At 44.8% G+C, this 18,182-nt stretch carries 15 protein-coding genes; 4 read left to right on the forward strand and 11 right to left on the reverse strand.

What is annotated here, in order from left to right; all coding sequences use genetic code 11:
- Positions 1–5 precede the first annotated feature (5 nt).
- The 3 genes from RIH33_RS18620 to chrA all read right to left on the reverse strand — a co-directional run bounded on the left by RIH33_RS18620 (position 6) and on the right by chrA (position 2,671).
- The gene (locus RIH33_RS18620) at positions 6–578 is read right to left on the reverse strand and encodes a helix-turn-helix domain-containing protein (RefSeq protein WP_406652827.1); all 573 of its coding nucleotides are present in this window, start codon (positions 576–578) and stop codon (positions 6–8) included.
- 75 nt (positions 579–653) lie between these two features.
- Entirely contained in the window at positions 654–1,241 is a 588-nt protein-coding gene (locus RIH33_RS18625; protein WP_406652828.1) for a helix-turn-helix domain-containing protein, read from the reverse strand.
- A gap of 104 nt (positions 1,242–1,345) precedes the next feature.
- Positions 1,346–2,671, reverse strand: a complete 1,326-nt coding sequence (gene chrA / locus RIH33_RS18630; protein ID WP_406652829.1) for a chromate efflux transporter — start codon at positions 2,669–2,671, stop codon at positions 1,346–1,348.
- A 224-nt stretch (positions 2,672–2,895) separates the two neighbouring features.
- Between chrA and RIH33_RS18635 the strand changes: the two genes are divergently transcribed.
- The 4 genes from RIH33_RS18635 (at position 2,896) to RIH33_RS18650 (ending at position 9,862) form a co-directional block, all read left to right on the forward strand.
- Positions 2,896–4,314: an MFS transporter gene (locus RIH33_RS18635; protein ID WP_406652830.1), complete on the forward strand. Its 1,419-nt coding sequence runs from the start codon at positions 2,896–2,898 to the stop codon at positions 4,312–4,314.
- Between the two features lie 64 nt (positions 4,315–4,378).
- Positions 4,379–5,440: an efflux RND transporter periplasmic adaptor subunit gene (locus tag RIH33_RS18640; protein WP_406658721.1), complete on the forward strand. Its 1,062-nt coding sequence runs from the start codon at positions 4,379–4,381 to the stop codon at positions 5,438–5,440.
- A gap of 7 nt (positions 5,441–5,447) precedes the next feature.
- Complete coding sequence (locus RIH33_RS18645) at positions 5,448–8,534, forward strand: efflux RND transporter permease subunit (RefSeq protein WP_406652834.1); 3,087 nt, start codon at positions 5,448–5,450, stop codon at positions 8,532–8,534.
- An 11-nt stretch (positions 8,535–8,545) separates the two neighbouring features.
- Positions 8,546–9,862 carry a TolC family protein gene (locus tag RIH33_RS18650; RefSeq protein ID WP_406652835.1) on the forward strand — a complete coding sequence of 439 codons (1,317 nt, stop codon included), beginning with the start codon at positions 8,546–8,548 and terminating at the stop codon, positions 9,860–9,862.
- A gap of 207 nt (positions 9,863–10,069) precedes the next feature.
- Here RIH33_RS18650 and RIH33_RS18655 read toward each other — a convergent pair whose 3' ends face one another.
- The 8 genes from RIH33_RS18655 to RIH33_RS18690 form a co-directional block, all read right to left on the reverse strand.
- A complete protein-coding gene (locus RIH33_RS18655; RefSeq protein WP_406652837.1) occupies positions 10,070–10,486 on the reverse strand; it encodes a sulfur reduction protein DsrE in 417 nt (138 codons plus the stop codon).
- Positions 10,483–10,893, reverse strand: a complete 411-nt coding sequence (locus tag RIH33_RS18660) for a DoxX family protein (RefSeq protein ID WP_406652838.1) — start codon at positions 10,891–10,893, stop codon at positions 10,483–10,485. Before RIH33_RS18660 ends, RIH33_RS18655 begins: the two co-directional genes overlap by 4 nt.
- 606 nt (positions 10,894–11,499) lie before the next feature.
- Entirely contained in the window at positions 11,500–11,712 is a 213-nt protein-coding gene (locus RIH33_RS18665) for a GDCCVxC domain-containing (seleno)protein (RefSeq protein WP_406652840.1), read from the reverse strand.
- Positions 11,713–11,758: 46 nt separating this feature from the next.
- Positions 11,759–14,245: a heavy metal translocating P-type ATPase gene (locus RIH33_RS18670; RefSeq protein WP_406652841.1), complete on the reverse strand. Its 2,487-nt coding sequence runs from the start codon at positions 14,243–14,245 to the stop codon at positions 11,759–11,761.
- Positions 14,246–14,351: 106 nt separating this feature from the next.
- On the reverse strand, positions 14,352–14,513 hold the full coding sequence (locus RIH33_RS18675) for a hypothetical protein (protein ID WP_406652842.1): 162 nt from the start codon (positions 14,511–14,513) through the stop codon (positions 14,352–14,354).
- A 7-nt stretch (positions 14,514–14,520) separates the two neighbouring features.
- Positions 14,521–15,093: a DUF3347 domain-containing protein gene (locus RIH33_RS18680; protein WP_406652844.1), complete on the reverse strand. Its 573-nt coding sequence runs from the start codon at positions 15,091–15,093 to the stop codon at positions 14,521–14,523.
- A 25-nt stretch (positions 15,094–15,118) separates the two neighbouring features.
- Positions 15,119–16,918: an efflux RND transporter periplasmic adaptor subunit gene (locus RIH33_RS18685; protein ID WP_406652845.1), complete on the reverse strand. Its 1,800-nt coding sequence runs from the start codon at positions 16,916–16,918 to the stop codon at positions 15,119–15,121.
- Between the two features lie 12 nt (positions 16,919–16,930).
- Positions 16,931–18,151, reverse strand: coding sequence for a TolC family protein (locus RIH33_RS18690; protein WP_406652847.1), 1,221 nt, complete (start codon positions 18,149–18,151; stop codon positions 16,931–16,933).
- Positions 18,152–18,182 lie beyond the last annotated feature (31 nt).

Here is an 18,182-nt window from a genome sequence, read left to right on the forward strand (position 1 = left end):
GATGGCTAAAAATTTCCCTGAAGATAAGATTTATCTTGTTTAACTCTCCTTACCTCCGATGGGTTCAATCCGGTGACTTTTTTGAATTGGGCAGAAAGGTGATGTGGACTGCTGTATCCCCTTTCGTATGCAATCTGCGAGAGTGATTTATCGGTATACACCAACGCTTCCTTGACGACTTCTATACGCTTTTCAATGTGATACTTTTCAATGGACTTACCTTCCATCTGTGAGAATAGCTCCCCCAGAGAATCATAGTGGGTCATCAAATGATTAGCCAGACTTTCAGAAAGAGTCATTGCTGAATTTCTGCCGCTGCCCTCATCAATCCAGGTATGGATGAATGTTTTGATCTCATCCAGCCGCTTTTCCTTTTTATCAGAAACCAACTCAAACCCAAGGCCGGAAAGAATGGCCTGAACGGTTGATTTTTGCGGGTCGTCAATAGGCTTGCAAAAGGTGACTTTGCCGAGTGAAATATCCCGGATAAACATGCCCGCCGTTTGCAGGCGCTCTCTGATGGTAAAGATGCATCTGCTGCAAACCATCCCTTTGATATTGATCTGAGTGCTGTCCATCGCTCCAATTTTTACTCAAAATTGCGCAGGATCAACCTCCAAAATGTTATAAAATCGCCAGGAAGGCTTACAAGATTATATGATCTGATCCAGAGACTTTCTGGATTGGGTGTTTTGGATGCTCTTCTTAAAGTCGGTTGGAGACATACCGATGATCTTTTTGAACTGGTTGGAGAGGTGAGCCACACTGCTGAAGCCCATTTTGTACGCAATCTCTTTCACAGACAATTCATCATAAAACAGAAACTCTTTCACTTTTTCCATTTTCTGACGAATGATGTATTGCTCCAGTGTGATCCCCGCCATGGACGAAAAAAGTCCGCTCAGGTAGTTATAGTCATAGTGGAGCTGATCCGACAGGTAGGCCGACCATTGGATGTGGGTATCGTATGGATCGCGATGATGGATGGTATCTATGACCAGGGTCTTGATTTTCTCCAGCAGCTGAGCCTTCCGGTTATCGATCCGCTCAAAACCATTTTTTTGAAGAAAGTCGTCCAGCCGCTCCTGCTGATCGGCAGTCAATTCGTTTTTCAGCTTCACTTCCCCCAGCTCAACTGATAGCGGCGCTACGCCAATCTGATCAAAGGCTTGTTTGACCACCATGACACAGCGGGGACAAACCATGTTTTTAATATGTAGCTGAGTGATTTCCAAGGTCATTCAAATTGCACAGTTAAGGTAAATAAATAGGAGGAAGATTGCTATAGAGACAGCTCACTTCATCATAGCAACAAAATCTCCAATAACTATTTCCAGTCTTTGGATTAAAACAGCTGAGTTATAAAATGATTCACCAGTCCGAATATTGAGCTGATCACTATCCAGGTGATCATGTTCAGTTTAAATCGGTACATCGCCACAAATGAAACCACTACCCATCCCAGAGTCGGGTAATCAATTCCTCCCAAAGTCATTTCTTCGGGGAACACAATGGCCTTACCCAGATAAATGGTCAGGTTAAGGATCACTCCTACAACTGCTGCTGTCACCAGTGTCAATGCTTGTTTGATCTTTTCATTTTCGCGTGTTTTTTCGATAATGGGCGCCCCGGCAAAGACGAAAAGGAAGCATGGAACAAATGTGTAAAAGGTGGTGGCAACCAACCCCAATGCCCCCATCAACACAGAGCCGTCAAAGTGGTTGTATCCCGCCATAAAACCAACAAACACCAGCACCATAACCAACGGGCCCGGCGTGGTTTCACCAAGTGCCAGACCATCAATCATTTGAAGTTCGGTCAGCCAATTAAGCTGCTCCACACTCACCTGAGCTACATAGGGCAATACGGCATAAGCTCCTCCAAAAGTGACGAATGCAGCCTGTGTGAAAAAGAGTGAGAGCTGCTTCCAGAAAGTAAAATCATTACTGAACAGATAAAATAGTCCGATGGGAATCACCCATAGCAAAGCAGCTGCGAACACCTGCCCAACCAACCTTCTAACTTTAAAACCGGCATCAGGCAGAAAATGATTGCGGTTGATAAAGTACTGCTCCTCATCCTTTGCCAGTTGCTCTTGTGCGGAAGAGGTCTGCTTAAACAGTGATGGAAGCATTCTGCGTGCCACAAAAGACAATAGCAAAGCCCCAATAATGATATATGGAAAGGGGGTATTAAAAAAGAACATTAGCACAAAGGCTGTGCCGGCCACCATAAAGTGAAATGTGGTATGCAATGATTTAGTCCCGATTTTTATCAGTGCCAGAATGACAATTGCCATTACAGCGGGCTTCAATCCGCTAAACATGGCATTTACCCAGGGAATATTGCCATATGTTACATACAAAGCCGATAGTCCACATAAGATGAACATGGAAGGAAGTACAAAAAATACACCCGCTACCAGCCCTCCTTTAGTACCGTGCAGCAGCCAACCTGTGTAAGTGGCAAGTTGCTGAGCTTCAGGTCCGGGCAATATCATTGTATAATTTAGCGCATGGAGAAAACGACTTTCTGAAATCCATTTTTTCTTTTCGACCAGAAACTCGTGCATAATGGCAATCTGACCCGCCGGGCCACCAAAACTGATAAATCCAAGTTTCAGCCAGAACAAGCATGCTTCTTTAAACGACGGTTTTGTAAGATCACCCATTGCTAGTAATTAATGATGGCTATTTACCCTTAATAGCCACGTCCCTATTGTTTTACTGCCAAAGTAAATAAACCGTGTTGTATTGGGTGGAGTTATTGAGCATTTCACCAAATGAAAAAAGAAATCTCCTTATCCGCGACACAATTGTGCAATCAATAGAGGCAATTGTGTAAAGTAGCAGATTAGCAAGCGGCGGAATTTTGTGAAAATAAAATTTCACAATTATGTCAACTTCAATGTCATTAAACACAAGCTCGCTCTACGAGAAACGTTGGGCAGCTTTAGCGGTTCTGTGTACCGCACAGTTTATGGTAATCATGGATACCTCCATCATCGGGGTGGCCTTGCCTGCCATTCAAAGTGCGCTGAACTACACCCCGTCAGGATTACAATGGATCTTCAATGCCTATGTGATCGTGCTTGGTGGGATGTTGCTTCTGGGCGGAAAACTTTCCGACCTGTATGGCTCAAAGAACATTTTTCTTTGGGGTTTTGCAATACTCACTCTGGCTTCTTTGCTCACCGGGTTGGCCTGGTCAGAGGTGTCTATGAATGCCGGACGAGCACTGCAAGGACTGGGTTCTGCGCTCATTGCTCCTGCGGCTCTGAACCTCCTCATGAGCATCTTCACAGATCCAAAAGAGCTAGGAAAAGCATTCGGGTTCTGGGGTGCTTCTGCTGCGGCCGGTGGTTCTGCTGGTGTTTTCCTTGGGGGTGTGCTTACTGAGTATATGTCCTGGAGATGGGTGTTTTTCATCAACATTCCGATGGGAATACTAGTGATGCTGTTCGGTGCTTCTCTACTGATGAATGGAAGTAAAGTTCGGGGTAAAATCGATTACCTCAGCGCCATTTTGGTCACAGCTGCCACCATGTTGATAGTGTATACACTGGTGATGGTAGAACAAAATGGATGGACGTCCCTGACTACCATTAGCTTTTTTGCAATTGCACTGGTACTGTTAATCGTGTTCATTGCAATCCAGAAGAACTCCAGGTCTCCATTGCTTCCATTGAGCATCTTCAAGGCTCCTAATCTATCTGCAGCCAATCTTGTCATGGCGTTGATGGCAGGTGCATGGATCCCCATGTGGTTTTACTTGAACCTGTACTTACAGCAAACTCTTGGTTATTCCGCTTTCTGGTCAGGAGTGGCCCTGTTGCCTATGACCATTGCGATCATGATCCTCATGGTTGGGGTGAGTGGCAAAATGATTGAGCGCTTCGGTGTGAAGAATAACCTGGTGGCCGGACTGCTGGCGCTCACTGCTTCACTAGTATGGTTCTCTACGGTTTCAGTAGATGGAAATTTCCTTGTGGATGTATTGGGTGCTTCTCTGTTGGGAGCCATCGGTATGTCCCTGGCGTATATCCCCGGAACCATGGCCGCTATGTCGGGTGCAAAGCCTGAAGAAACCGGATTGGCTTCCGGCCTGGTGAACACCACTTATCAGGTGGGATCAGCGATTGGTTTAGCCATTGTTGTGGCTATTGCCATTTCCATTACCAACGGATTGTCCCTGGATGGGGCGGTAACTAAAGAAGCATTAACTGAGGGATTTCAGGGTGCCTTCCGAACAGCGGCCGTCATCGGTGTGCTGGGGACCTTGGTTGCTTTAGTAGGTATTAAAACGCCTAAATAAAAAAAAATCTAAACGAAGGGTCCTGTTTTTACATGGGCCCTTTCTCTGAAAAAAATTAAAACTTATGAAAAATTTAAGCACTAAAATCTATTTGAACCTACTGCTGGCAGTGATCGTCATGGCTATTCAGAGTTGTTCAAGTGCAGGTGACGAAGCAAGCAATGCTGCTGCGCCTGAGCCTTTTAAGCTACCTGTAGACGTGAAGGTAGTTTCTACCACATCGATTAACCAATTCGAAGTAGTTTCCGGCTCTGTTGTTTCCAACAGGGAAATATCAGTAGTCAGTGAAGTATCTCGAAAAATAGTGGCTGTGGCTTTTAATGATGGCAGCTATGTCACCAAAGGCCAACTTCTATATAAGCTTGATGATGCTGACCTTATGGCTCGCCTTAAGCAGGTTGAAGCTGATCTTCAGTTGGCCATCGTCAACAAAAACAGGATCTCCGCTTTATTGAAAAACGACGCAGTAAGCCAGGAGGAGTTTGACATAGCAACTGCTCGATTGATTGCTCTCCAGTCATCAAAAGACCTTCTGCAAGTTGAACTTCAGAAGACGCAGATCACTGCTCCTTTTTCGGGTGTTGCAGGTATGACCAAAGCATTTACCGGCGCGCTGGCCAACCCTGGGATGATCCTTGTGAAATTGCAGGAAGTTAATCCGCTCAAGATCGAGTTTTCGGTTCCTGAAAAATATTTGTCTGCGATTAATACAGGCATGAAGATTTCATTTACCCTGCCTGATTCAGAGGAGAAAATCGACGCAAAAGTTTCAGCTATTGAATCAGAAATCAATGCTCAAACAAGAGCGCTCACAGTTCATGCAACCACCGATAATAAGGCCGGAAACCTGAAGCCGGGCATGTCAGTACGCGTTTATTACCCAACTTCTTCTGCCAACCAACTGGGGATCAAGTTGCCCACTGAAGCACTTATACCTGGTGCTGGTGGATATTCTGTGTTTGTGGTTAAGGGCGGTGTGGCTAAATCTACCTCCGTCAAACTAAGCAACCGAAGCGAGTCTGAGGCATTGATTTCTCAGGGACTTGCCCATGGCGACACAGTAATGATTTCCAATCTCTTACGAACTGGTGAAGGTACACCTGTACAAATAGTTACTTCAAAATAATACGGTCATGAGTTTACCTTCATTAAGTATAAGAAAACCAGTACTGGCAGGCGTATTTTCCGCCGTAATTGTCATCATGGGTTTGGTTGGATGGAAGTATTTGGGAATCAGAGAATTTCCACTTACTGAGCCTCCGGTGATTTCTGTCATATCATTCTATCCGGGCGCAAGCCCCGATGTAATCGCATCCAAAATTACCAAACCGTTGGAAGAATCCATTGCAGAAGCAAATGGAGTCCGAACCATATCATCTGAGTCCAGAGAGCAGGTTGGCATTATCTCCATCGAATTCAATCGAAATATTGATCTGGAAGATGCACTTAACGATGTGCGCGACAAAGTTGCTAAGGCAAAAAACCAATTGCCGTCAGACCTGGATCCTCCGATTGTGGAGAAATCCAGTTCACCTGATAACCTGGTGGCTTTTCTGGAAGTGGAAAGTGAAACCAAAGACATCAAGGAAGTAAGTCATTTGGCCTCAACAACCATCAAGGAGCGAATTCAATCCATCCCGGGTATTCAACGAGTCAGTATTGTAGGTGAGCACAAATATGCGATGCGATTGCGTTTCGATCCAATCAAACTCACTGCCTATCAGCTGACTCCTGAGGATATCAGAGTGGCTTTGATGCGAGAAAATATTGACTTGCCTGCCGGAAGGATTGAAGGCCAAAGCAATGAACTGAGTGTTCGTACGCTGGGTCGCCTTACGACCGCTGAAGATTTCAATGAAATGATTATCAAGCAAACGCCCACTACCGCCATCAAATTGAAGGACATTGGTTTTGCTGAGCTGGGTGAGGTGAATGAAAGAAACGCCATCATTAATGGAACAGATAAAGCAGACCGTATAGGCGTGGGTGTGGCCATTCAAATTCAAAGGGGAGCCAATGCGATTGAAGTAGTGGACGAATTCTACAGACGGCTGGATCAACTAAGAACAGAAGTTTCTTCAGAATACAAACTGATCGTTGGATTTGACTTCACAAAGCCCGTACGTGAATCTGTGAAAGAAGTGGAAGAGACGTTGCTCATTGCTTTTGGATTGGTAGTAATTATCATCTTCCTGTTTCTCAGAGATTGGCGCTCTACCATTATTCCAGTCCTTGCCATTCCTGTATCTATCCTGTCTGCCTTCTTTATCATGTACGTCGCCGGATTCTCCATCAATGTGTTAACACTGCTTGGATTAGTACTGGCCATTGGTCTGGTCGTTGACGATGCGATTGTGGTTCTGGAGAATATCTATAAAAAAGTAGAGGACGGGATGAATCCGGTTCAGGCCGCATTTGCAGGGTCTAAAGAAATTTACTTTGCCGTAATCTCTACTACCATAACACTTGCTGCGGTGTTCTTGCCCATCATATTCATGGGAGGCATCAGTGGGCAACTCTTTAAGGAATTTGCTATCGTAGTATCCGGATCTGTACTGGTCTCTGCCTTTGTAGCGCTTTCATTATCTCCCATGCTGAGCGCTTATTTATTAAAAAAGCACAATAAGCCAACCTGGTTGTATCGAGTGACTGAGCCATTCTTTGTAGGCCTAAATAATGGGTATGGAAAATTACTCCATTCATTTATGCGATACCGATTTTTGGCCTGGATCTTCCTGCCCCTTACCGGGGCCCTGATCTACTTTTTGGGAGGTAAACTGCCTTCAGAATTAGCACCACTTGAAGACCGGTCTAACATGATGCTCATAGCCATAGCGCCTGAGGGAGTTTCCTATGATTTCATGAAAAAGAACATGGAGGAAGTAGGACATTATGTCAATGACAACACAGACGGATTGTATCAGACCTATTCTATGGTGGCCATCTCCTTTATTCCGGCTCCTGCTCCTGTAAATGTGGCTGTGCAAAGTATCTACCTTAAGGATCCAAAGGAGCGAAAGATGTCAGCTCAGGAATTGTATTATCAGTACGGAGCAGCTTCAGGTCAATTCAGAAACATCCTTTTGTTCCCTTACATGCCTCCAACTATCGGAACGAAATATGGCGGTGGTCAACCGATCCAGTATGTGCTTCAAGCATCAAATCTTGACAGTATTTCGAGTGTACTTCCCAAATTTTTGGCTGCAGCAAGGCAGAGCAACAAACTTATGTTTGTGGACAGTGATCTCAAGATCAATAAGCCCGAACTAATGATCAATATTGATCGGGACAAGGCTGCAATGATGGGGGTTTCCATTCAGGAAGTAGCACGGGCTCTTCAGTTGGCATTTTCAGGTCAGCGATATGGCTATTTCCTGATGAATGACCGACAGTATGAAGTAATAGGTCAGGTGGAGCACGTCAACAGAAATGACATCAGTGACATCCGGGCCATCAATGTCAGATCTAGCAGTGGTCAGATGATACCCATAGACAATCTCGTGACCATCGAGGAAGGAATCAGCCCTGCAGCTATCTACCGCTATGATCAGTATACCTCTGCGACAATCTCCGCCGGTCTGGCCCCTGGGGTGAGCCTGGATGAAGGGATTCAGGAAATGGAGCGCATTAAAGCTGAAGTATTGGGGAAGAATTTCACAAGCTCATTGGCAGGACAATCACGCGACTATATGGAAAGTAAGGGTAGTCTTGCTTTTACATTGATATTGGCTCTGGTGATGATCTATATGATCCTCGCAGCTCAATTTGAAAGTTTAAGAGATCCACTCATCATCATGCTCACCGTACCTATGGCCATTGCTGGTGCATTGCTGAGCCTGGAATGGTTTGACCAAAGCTTAAACGTTTTTAGTCAGATAGGAATTATTACCCTGATTGGATTGATCACCAAAAATGGTATTCTGATCGTCGAGTTTGCCAATCATTTAAAGAGCACGGGGCTTTCCAAATTTGAAGCAGCTAAAGTAGCCGCTGAGCAACGATTCAGACCTATTTTAATGACTTCTCTGGCTATGATTTTCGGTGCGCTTCCGATTGCACTGACCACCAATAGCCGTCAGTCACTGGGGATCGTAATCGTTGGGGGATTGATCTTCGCAGGTATTCTGACCCTATTTATTATACCTGCTATTTATTCCTATTTGTCTTCTTCAAAATTCGCTACTGAAGTGGTGGATGAATCGGAATCCGTGAACCATTAACGACATATTTCATGAAAAATATACATAACATATTAACCGGACTGCTCCTGCTTGGGCTGTGTTATTCCGGTAAGGCCCAAAGGCTCGAATTGAACCTGAATGAGGCCATTGACCTGGCCAAGAAAAACAACAAGGCATTCATGGTGCAGAAGCTGGAAAATGACCTGGCTGAACAGGCAATAAAGGAAAGCAAGGGTCACTTGCTGCCAACAATTTCTGCCGGTGGATCATATACCCATTTTATCGACCGTGCAGTCATTTTCATGCCCGGATCATTTGTGGGCAGTGAGTCGCCTGTAGTGGACGTGGCGGTTGGTGGTAGGAATGCATGGAATGCCGCTATCAACCTGAATCAACCGATCCTTTCTGAGGTAGCAAGAAGGCAGATTAAATCAGCCAAATTGAATGCCCTGGTAGAGCAAGAACAATCAAAAGATATGGAAACCATCCTGGTATTGGACGTTGCCAAAACGTACTATGAAGTTCTTTTGATTGAGGAGACCATACTCCTGAATCGTCAGAGCCTTGAGCGAAATATCTATGCGCTGAAAGATGCTAAGCAACTTTATGAGCAAGGCAAGGGACTAAAGATTGATACCGTGCGCAGTGCTATAGCTATAGATAATCTGATCGCCGATATCGCGTACCTGGAAAACCTCTATCAAATTGCATTGATTCAGTTTAAATATAAACTGGGCTTTTCCGATCAATATGATCTGGTACTTACTGATCGATTGGTTTCAGAAAGTGAAGTCAATTTCCCGATCGAAGAGCAGGTGAATTACAGACCAGATTTAAGGCAGCAATACTGGTTTGTTGAATTGAGCAAGAACGGTCTGGAAAAGTCCCAGGCCCAACGATTACCAGTGCTTTCATTGGTAGGAAGTTATCAGTTGCAGGCTCAGGCTGATGATTTGTCATTCTCGAAATATGCCTGGCCAACGACTAGCTATGTTGGAATGCAATTAAATGTGCCGGTATTCACTGGAGGCAGAACGAACCAGCAGACAGCCCAGGCTAAATTGAAATTGCAACAAGCTAAAACGGCCTTGCAGGACCTGGAGGAGAAAGTAGCTATCGAAGTACAAAGTATCCAGGTTCGGTTACAAGGAGCTAAGGATCGAATGGATATGCACAAGCGAACACTTCATGCCGCCGAACTTCATTACACTATGGTGATGCAGAGGTATCAAGAGGGACTAAGCAGTCGATTGGAATTTACTGATGCTGAGCTGGCGTTGTCTCAAGCCAAACTCAGCGTTCTTCGATCCGCATACGAGGTGAATGTTGCACAACTGGAATTACAGAAGGCAGTAGGCTTATTGTAAGTGATTAATTGCTATTCAGTTTAGTTAAGCAAAAAAAAGGGCCAGAATAAGTATCCTGGCTCTTTTTTTGGTATCTCTATCTTCAAGGTTTTGTGGAGCATCATTAAAAGTAAAGGTTTTAAAATAGTCAGGTTAAGCAGTTTAACCTGACTATGACTTTTTATCCTACTGAGCAGAACGAAAGTTCTAATTTCAACAGTAGCACACTTATATAGTCAACGTTATAAATCCTTTCTTTTTAAGCTGTAAAGCATGGAGTATTCCATTGTCAACAATGGTAAGATCATCCGGTAGCTGATCAATGCCAATATCAAACTTTGAAAGAGACAGACCGCAGACCAGCACTTGTATCCTTTGCTTGCGCGCTTCTTCCAGCAACTCCTTAAATGCCTCATTTCCGCTTATGTCCTTTACCGTTTTACCGCAGATTAAAACATGAAATTCTCCGAGTGACTGCTCCTCACTTTTTCCCAAATCCCGGGCAGTAAGGATAATGGGTTTTAGCTGCTGAATATTCTTAGAAATTACCAGGTAGTTGTCTTTGCCCTCTTGGATACTTTGCGCATTTACTATTTCTGCACCTGCCATGAATAGTATTGCTGTTGCTATTATTAAATTTCTCATTGCTCTAGTTTTTTGAAATTATCATTGATACTGAAGAAAAGAAGCCCTCCCATGATCGCTATGTTCTTAAAAAGAGGACCTAATGTGGCCAATTGCCCAACCTGAATTGTGAGAGTAATTGGAATCAAAACTGTCACCAATACTAAAGCTGAATACCGGGTTTTATAGCCAAATAATAAAGCTCCTCCGGCTACCAACATTATAATGCCTGATAGAATCACTGAAACCTGGGGAGATCCCAATAGATAACCGATAGTCCCAAAATTGGCACTTTCTATACGAGCGATTACCTTATCCGTGTTGAGAAAATGATTTGCGCTCGCCACGATAAATATGAGGCTAAGCATTATGCGAAGTGTGACTACAGACAGATAGTTCACTTCAAGTTTTGAATCTTGAAATTTCATTTTGAATTTGTTTTAATTGATTGAATATCAGTCCTGAATGGACTTTTACATCACTGTTCCTGATTCAATCAGCTAAAAACAAATTTTCAACCTTGAGTACAAAATATATAAAGCGACCGATGCCGCATTAGCAGATGACGAAGTGAATGTGTCATACTTTGTCGGGGTTTTGATGGACAGAGACAGAACTAAATTGCTGCCATCAAAAGGCAAGTGATGATTCACATTTTCAGACGATCCAATTTTTGCTTCACTGAGAACACTTTCCTCAATTTCGTGGCAGCTAAAACTAGAAATTGTTGCTTTACTCTTATTAACCACCTCCGTTTGAGGTACATCAAGTTGGGCTTGAATGAAATTTCGTACCTGGCATGGGGCTATTAATAAAAGTAAGCTTAAGCCTAATACGTAGAATGGGGAATTATGTAATGAGGCTTTGAATGACATTTGATTTGAATAACGAATAAAAATTTAGAAAGTTTGAAGAGGGTGTGTATTGACGGATTTCCGGAATCGGAACCTTCATTGACTTCCATAGATTAAAGTTACAACCGTTGAGGAAGTGATTAGGATAGCGACAATTGCTGTAATGAGCACCTAAGACGACTAACAGTTACAACTTCCATTTTGTACCGGTGGACACTTCTTAGTTCCATAACTGCAATACACGCAGCAATCACCTGATTTGGGCTTCAGCACCTGGTGGCAATTTTCACATTCATAGAAGTACTGGCATGCATCCATAGGCATGGTTTCTTCCTTCCGATGTCCGCAGTTAGGACAGGTAATGGTGGATTCTAACGCTATTCCTTTCTCCATGCTATTGATCATTTGGCTTCTCAACTAGAATGCCTGAAAGTCCCTATCACCTCAACCTCAAACTATTCCCAATGACAGAAACGGAGCTGAGGCTCATGGCCAATGCCGCAAGCATCGGGCTCAACAAAAGGCCAAAAACCGGGAACAGTACTCCTGCGGCAATCGGCACACCGAGCATATTGTAAACGAAAGCAAAGAACAGGTTCTGCTTAATGTTTCTCATCACATCTGTACTCAACTTCCGAGCTCTCACAATTCCATCCAGCTCCCCTTTAACCAACGTAAGACTTGCACTCTCAATAGCTACATCAGTACCTGTTCCCATGGCAATTCCTACATTGGCCTGGGCAAGTGCCGGGGCATCATTGATTCCATCTCCTGCCATAGCTACAATTTTCCCCTTTTTCTGGAGCGCTTTGACTTTCTCGTATTTGTTTTCCGGCAAGAGGTCCGCTTCATATCCATCTAATCCAAGCTTATCTGCAACCGCTTTGGCTGTATGCTTATTGTCACCTGTGAGCATAATTACCTCAAGTCCCTGGTCTTGTAAATCCTTGATAGCATCAGCCGATGATTCTTTGATGGGGTCAGCTACGCTGATGAACCCAGCCACTTCCTTATCAATCACAACAAACATGACCGTTTGCCCTTCCAGCTGTCGTTGCTTCACCTCTTTATCATGCTCTTGCTCCAGTGTTAAATCAAATTCCTCCAGGAGTTTTTTATTGCCAATGGCTATCTGGAGCCCATCCACTTTGCCGGTAATTCCTTTGCCAGTAATGGAGTTAAAATCGTCTACCTTCTGAGGTTTCAATCCTTTCTTTTCAGCACCTTCCACAATGGCATGAGCCAATGGATGTTCACTACTTGACTCCAGTGAAGCAGCATTTTTCAGAATGGCATCCGTACTATACTTTTCATTGATGGACTGTACATCCTGAAGTGATGGCTTGCCCTGTGTGATGGTTCCTGTTTTATCAATGACCAGTGTGGTCACTTTGTGCATTTCCTCAATGGCACTAGCATCCTTTACCAAAATTCCCTGCTTTGCCCCTTTTCCTGTTCCAACCATGATCGACATGGGAGTAGCCAGGCCTAATGCACATGGACAGGCAATGATTAGCACCGTTACGGCACTGGTAAAGGCATAAACCAACTTAGGATCAGGCCCCCAAACGGCCCAAACGGCAAAGGAAATGAGGGCAATTGTTACCACGATGGGTACAAAATAGCTCGACACTTTATCAGCCAGATTCTGAATAGGTGCTTTCGTTCGGCTGGCCTTGTTGACCATCTCGATGATTTGTGACAGCAACGTGTCACTCCCCACTTTCTGTGCTTTTATTTGAAAGGAGCTGGTACCATTGATTGTACCGGCAATCACATGGTCTCCTTCCGTTTTCTCAACCGGAACAGGTTCACCTGTGATCATCGACTCATCGATGCTGCTTTTTCCTTCGGTTATCTCTCCATCCACAGGGATCTTTTCACCTGGTTTGATCTTAATGATGTCATCCAGCTTCACATGCTCTAACGGAATCGTCATCTCCTCGCCATCTCTAATTACCGTTGCTTCAGGTGGCACAAGGTTGAGCAGCTCCTTGATGGCAGAATTGGTCTGACTTCTTGCTTTGGCTTCCAATAATTGACCCAATAATATTAGGGTAAGAATGACAACCGCAGCTTCAAAATATAAGTGAACAGCCCCTCCCTCAGATTTAAACTGATCAGGGAAAATATCAGGAAACAGCAAGGCAAAAATGCTAAACAGGTAAGCTGCGCCGGCTCCCAGTGTGATGAGTGTCCACATGTTTGGCGAGCGATTGATGATGGATTTGTACCCTCTCACAAAGAAATTCCAACAAGAGTAAAAGATCACCGGTGTACTTAACGCAAACTGCACCCAACCCCAGGTCTTTTCGCTTGCGATTCCGGATAAGGAAACACCTATCATCTCACTCATGGCGATGAAGAAGACAGGTACAGTAAAAGCCACCGAAATCCAGAACCTGGTCAGCATTTTCTTATAGGCTTGATGTTCTTCCGAACCATCATCAGCAGAAGCTTTTATCGGTTCCAAGTCCATTCCGCATTTAGGGCATGAGCCCGGATGATCCTGCGCTACTTCCGGGTGCATCGGGCAGGTGTAAATGGTTTTCGAACTTTCTTCCCTTTCTAAATCCATTCCACACTTGGGACAATCACCTGGTTTGTCATATTTCTTATCTCCTTCGCATAGCATTGGACAATAGTATTTGCCAGATCCTCCAGTGTCCTTCTTTTTTATTTCCGGCATGGGATGGTGATGATGCTCGTGAGACCCTGGAAGGTGAATGTCATAGCGACCTCCGTCTTCTTTCAGTGCCTGTTTGAGTTGATCCAATGGAACGTGATGATCCATTTTAATAATGGCTTCACCTTGCTCCAAATCAACAGCAACGGAAGTGACACCCGATACTTTGCTCAACGTCTGATGTACATGGTTTTTGCACCCGGAGCACGTCATTCCTGCGATCTTATATGTGTGTTCCATATTGATTGTATTTAGTAGGCTAAAATCTCAAATAAATTATCGCTCGTGTTACACAATTTTAAGATTCTCTTATATCATTCCCCGAGTTCATGTTAGTACAGCCGTCTTAATCATAGCAAGACACGTTTATCATCTTCTGAATGGCAACAGGTGCCTCAATGGTTTGTAAAAAGCCCGTTTTTGGTACTTCATCACTCTGATTTTTGGGCACAGGAATGAATTGTATCCCCATGCCCAAAATCAAAATAATTACAATGGCCTTTTTCATGACCGCTCTACAGGCTGATCACATCCTCTACTTTGCCACACTTGAGCATCCTGGCTCCAAAAAGAGGGTTTCTAATTTCCTGATTGACGCTTAGCCACATACCACCTTTGCCTCCGCTGTACATTGGGCAATACTGATGGTAAAGGGTTCGATCAGTGCCTATGATCGTCACCAGATCTTTTATGTCACTGCTCATGGCTTCAAAATGCGCTCTTTGATCAGAAATTTCACTTTCAGAGATATGCTCACCGTGATTTTTGGCTACCTCCACGATCTCCTCCAATTCAGCTTGCTTGTCCGATGCAAATTGCGTCAGATCCAGACTCCCCAAAGCTGCTGCCAGTGCTGCTCCGGCGTTGGCTGCTCCCTCTTGATGGTCATTTACAAGGGCATCTTTCACCATCAGATAGGCATCAAGAACTGGTGTTAATGCATTTTCCGGCTGTTGATCACTGATAGCTGTCTGCTCTCCTTTGGCAGCGATCTCTGTGGTGTTGTCAGCTGGTTGTTCTTCCTTTTTTGCAGAGCTACATGAGGCAATCGCCAATGCAAATCCGAGTGTTAAAAGTGTTGTTTTCATTTTTCTAAAGTTTATGAGGTTTAAATCATTTAAGTTTTTCTTCTACATTCCCACAGGTGAGCATGGCATCCCCAAAGTAAGGATTCCCGATTTTATCTGAACCGCTCAACCAAAAAGCTCCTTTGTTGTTCATTACCATGGGGCAAAACAGTCTGAATCCGCTCGTTTCAACGTTGAATTTCCTGATCGTGTGATAAAGCTGATCACTCAGCGGAGAAAGCATCATGCGCATGGTTTCCAGATTGTTTCCTTTCTGAATGGCACTTGTCACTGATTTTAAGACGGCCAGGTCCTTCATCCATTCGGTGTGGGCTTCTCCTTTGACCAGCTTCATGTCCACTTTCTCGAGTGATTGTAGTAATGCGCTGGCAGTGACTGAAGCCTGGGCTGGATCTGAGGCGACAAGTGCGTCTTTTACAGGCAGGTAGCTCTCAAAAGCCGACCTGATCTGGTTTTGAAAAGTTTTGTCGGCATCATATACTCTACCTGAGGTGTTGATTTCAGGATGATCGGTTTGCTGACCGGATGCTATGTGTGTCTCACCGCCATGGTTATGACTTGTCACGCCACCCTCCGAATTAGCCATCCGGGGACTCATCATGCTGGGCTTTCCCGCCAACTGAGCTGCTGCATCCACACTGAAGGTGCCATTTACCACTATCTCTTCTCCAGCTTCCAAACCTTCCTTCACCACATAGCTATCTCCCAGGGATGGGCCCAGTGTTACCATGCGCATTCGGAAGGATATACCCTGATCGCTCGCTGTTTTCACGTAGACCACAGATCTTTTACCAGTCCACATCACAGCGGTTTTAGGGACGATAAGCCCTTCCTTCCTGGCTTGACCAGCGACACTCAGCACACCGGAAGCAAACATTTCCGGCTTTAGTTGGTAATCAGGGTTGTTCACCTCCACCCGCAGTTTGGATACCCTGGTCTTAGGATCGATGGTGGGATCGATGTAGGTGATATTGCCGGTAAATTCTTCACCCGGAAGTGAACTGATGGTAAATGAAACCGGGGCGCCTTCCCTCACCCAGGCCATATCTGATTCATAGGCATCAAACAGCACCCACACATTGGACAGATCGGCGATCATGTAGATAGGGGCTCCCTGCTTGATGTAATCTCCAAGCATGACCAGTTTTTCCTTTACATATCCTGATCGCTCAGACCGGATAGGTAGCGTCTCTAAGGGTGTGCCATTGGCCAAAATCTGGTTAATTTGTGCCTCTGTAAGCTTCCAGTTGTAAAGCTTCCTTTTGGCTGCAGCAAAGAGTTCAGGCTGCCTGTCTTTGATCTTTTGAGCCTCGAATAATTCCTGCTGGGCAGTGACCAGCTCCGGCGAGTAGATGGCGGCTATCACCTGACCTTTTTGAACAAACTCCCCGGAGAAATTCACGTTCAGTGTTTCCACCCGTCCGGGAATGTGTGATGCCTGCGTATACACCAGCTTCTCATTTTCCATGACCTTCCCGTTTAACCGAATCGTCCTGGTGATTTCACCTGATGCCACTTTTTGGGTAACCACATTGGCCAGTTTGAGGGCAGTTGGGGACATGGTGATGGCCAAGGGATCTTCCATTCCCATATCAGCCTCAAGGGGAATCAAATCCATGCCACAGATAGGGCATGAGCCAGGCTCGTTTTGGCGAATCTGCGGATGCATGGAGCAAGTCCATATACCGTTTTCATCAGCCACATGCTCGTGATTTTCACTCATTTCTGACGCAGGTGCGGATGGCTTCAGCACCCACCCGATGAGCGCACCAATGACCAATGTAAGGCCTATCAGTGCATATTTGTTTTGAAGTAACTTTTTCATTGCAGGTATATTTTATTGAGCCCGGCCCTGGATGTAATCCATTTGGGCAAGGGCAGTGAATAGCTTCGTTTTTGACTTGATTTCTTGTTTCTGGTAGTTGAGCAGCTGCAGCTGAATGCGCAGCAGCTCCACCAAATCCTTTCCTGAATTACCAAACTCCACAACCAGTAGCGACTGAATTCGCTTCGTCTCTTCGATTTGTCTCTCATATAGATTCAGCAATTCAATTTCACGCCTCACCTCATATTTCACATTTTCGAAGGAAACATTCAAATCGTTTCTTGTGCCTTGAGCCATGAGGTCGATTCGTTCTGTCTGAAGTTCATTCTCCCTTAAAGCCGCTTGGTACTTCTTGCGGAAAACCGGGAGAGTAATGGAAACCATGGGCATAATGGCATCCTGTCCATTTCCAGGGACGTTCATATCACTTCTTTCTGCCACGATGATGTAATCCAACCCGACACCAAGCTTGGGCATGGACTGCTTTTCGATCATTGTAAACTGCTTTTCGTTTGACTGCTTTTTCAGGGTCAGCTCCTTCAAAAGTGGGTGATCATCCCAGCTTACCTCTTCAGCATAGACGGGCACATTCACAGCATCAAAGGGAGAAATGTGAACCTCCATTGAATCAGGTCGATTAAGCAACTGATTGAAGGAAGATGCCAATGGCCGCTTCATTTCTTCCAGAAGCAAAATCTCCGTTTCCATGTCCTGAATCATGAGTTCAATTCTAAGAACATCTGCCAGACTGGTTTTACCATGCTCATATTTCGAGGTGGCCAGCGTTTTCCATGATTTCAGGATGTCCAGGTTCTCGCGCTGTATCGACAAAATCTCCTCCAGCTCCACCAATGGATAGTAAGCCCTGGCGACCTGAAACCGTAGCTTATTTTGCTCGTCAATGAACCGTTCGAAAGCAGCCTCCGCCATGAGCGTGGTGGCTTCACCTTGCACCTTCAAGGTCCCGAACCATGGAAACATCTGAGAGAGTGAAAATCTTGCCACTTGCGGCCCCACCCTGGTTTCTGTCATTCGCCCAAAGGCACTGATCGAAAGTGTAGGATCGGGAAGGCCTTTCACCTGAGTCACGCGCTGCATGGCAGCCTCGAATTCCTTGTATTTGGCCTGGAGAGCTGGGTTGTTTTCCAACGCATATTGCTGATATTCTTCCAGCGTCTGTGCTTCTAAGGTGGTAGATGTTAGAAGGTAGAAGGTAGAGACTAGAAATATCAAAAAAATTCTAATCTTCAACTTCCAACTTCTA

It is taken from the genome of Marinoscillum sp., assembly GCF_040222955.1.
Taxonomy (GTDB): Bacteria; Bacteroidota; Bacteroidia; order Cytophagales; family Cyclobacteriaceae; genus Marinoscillum.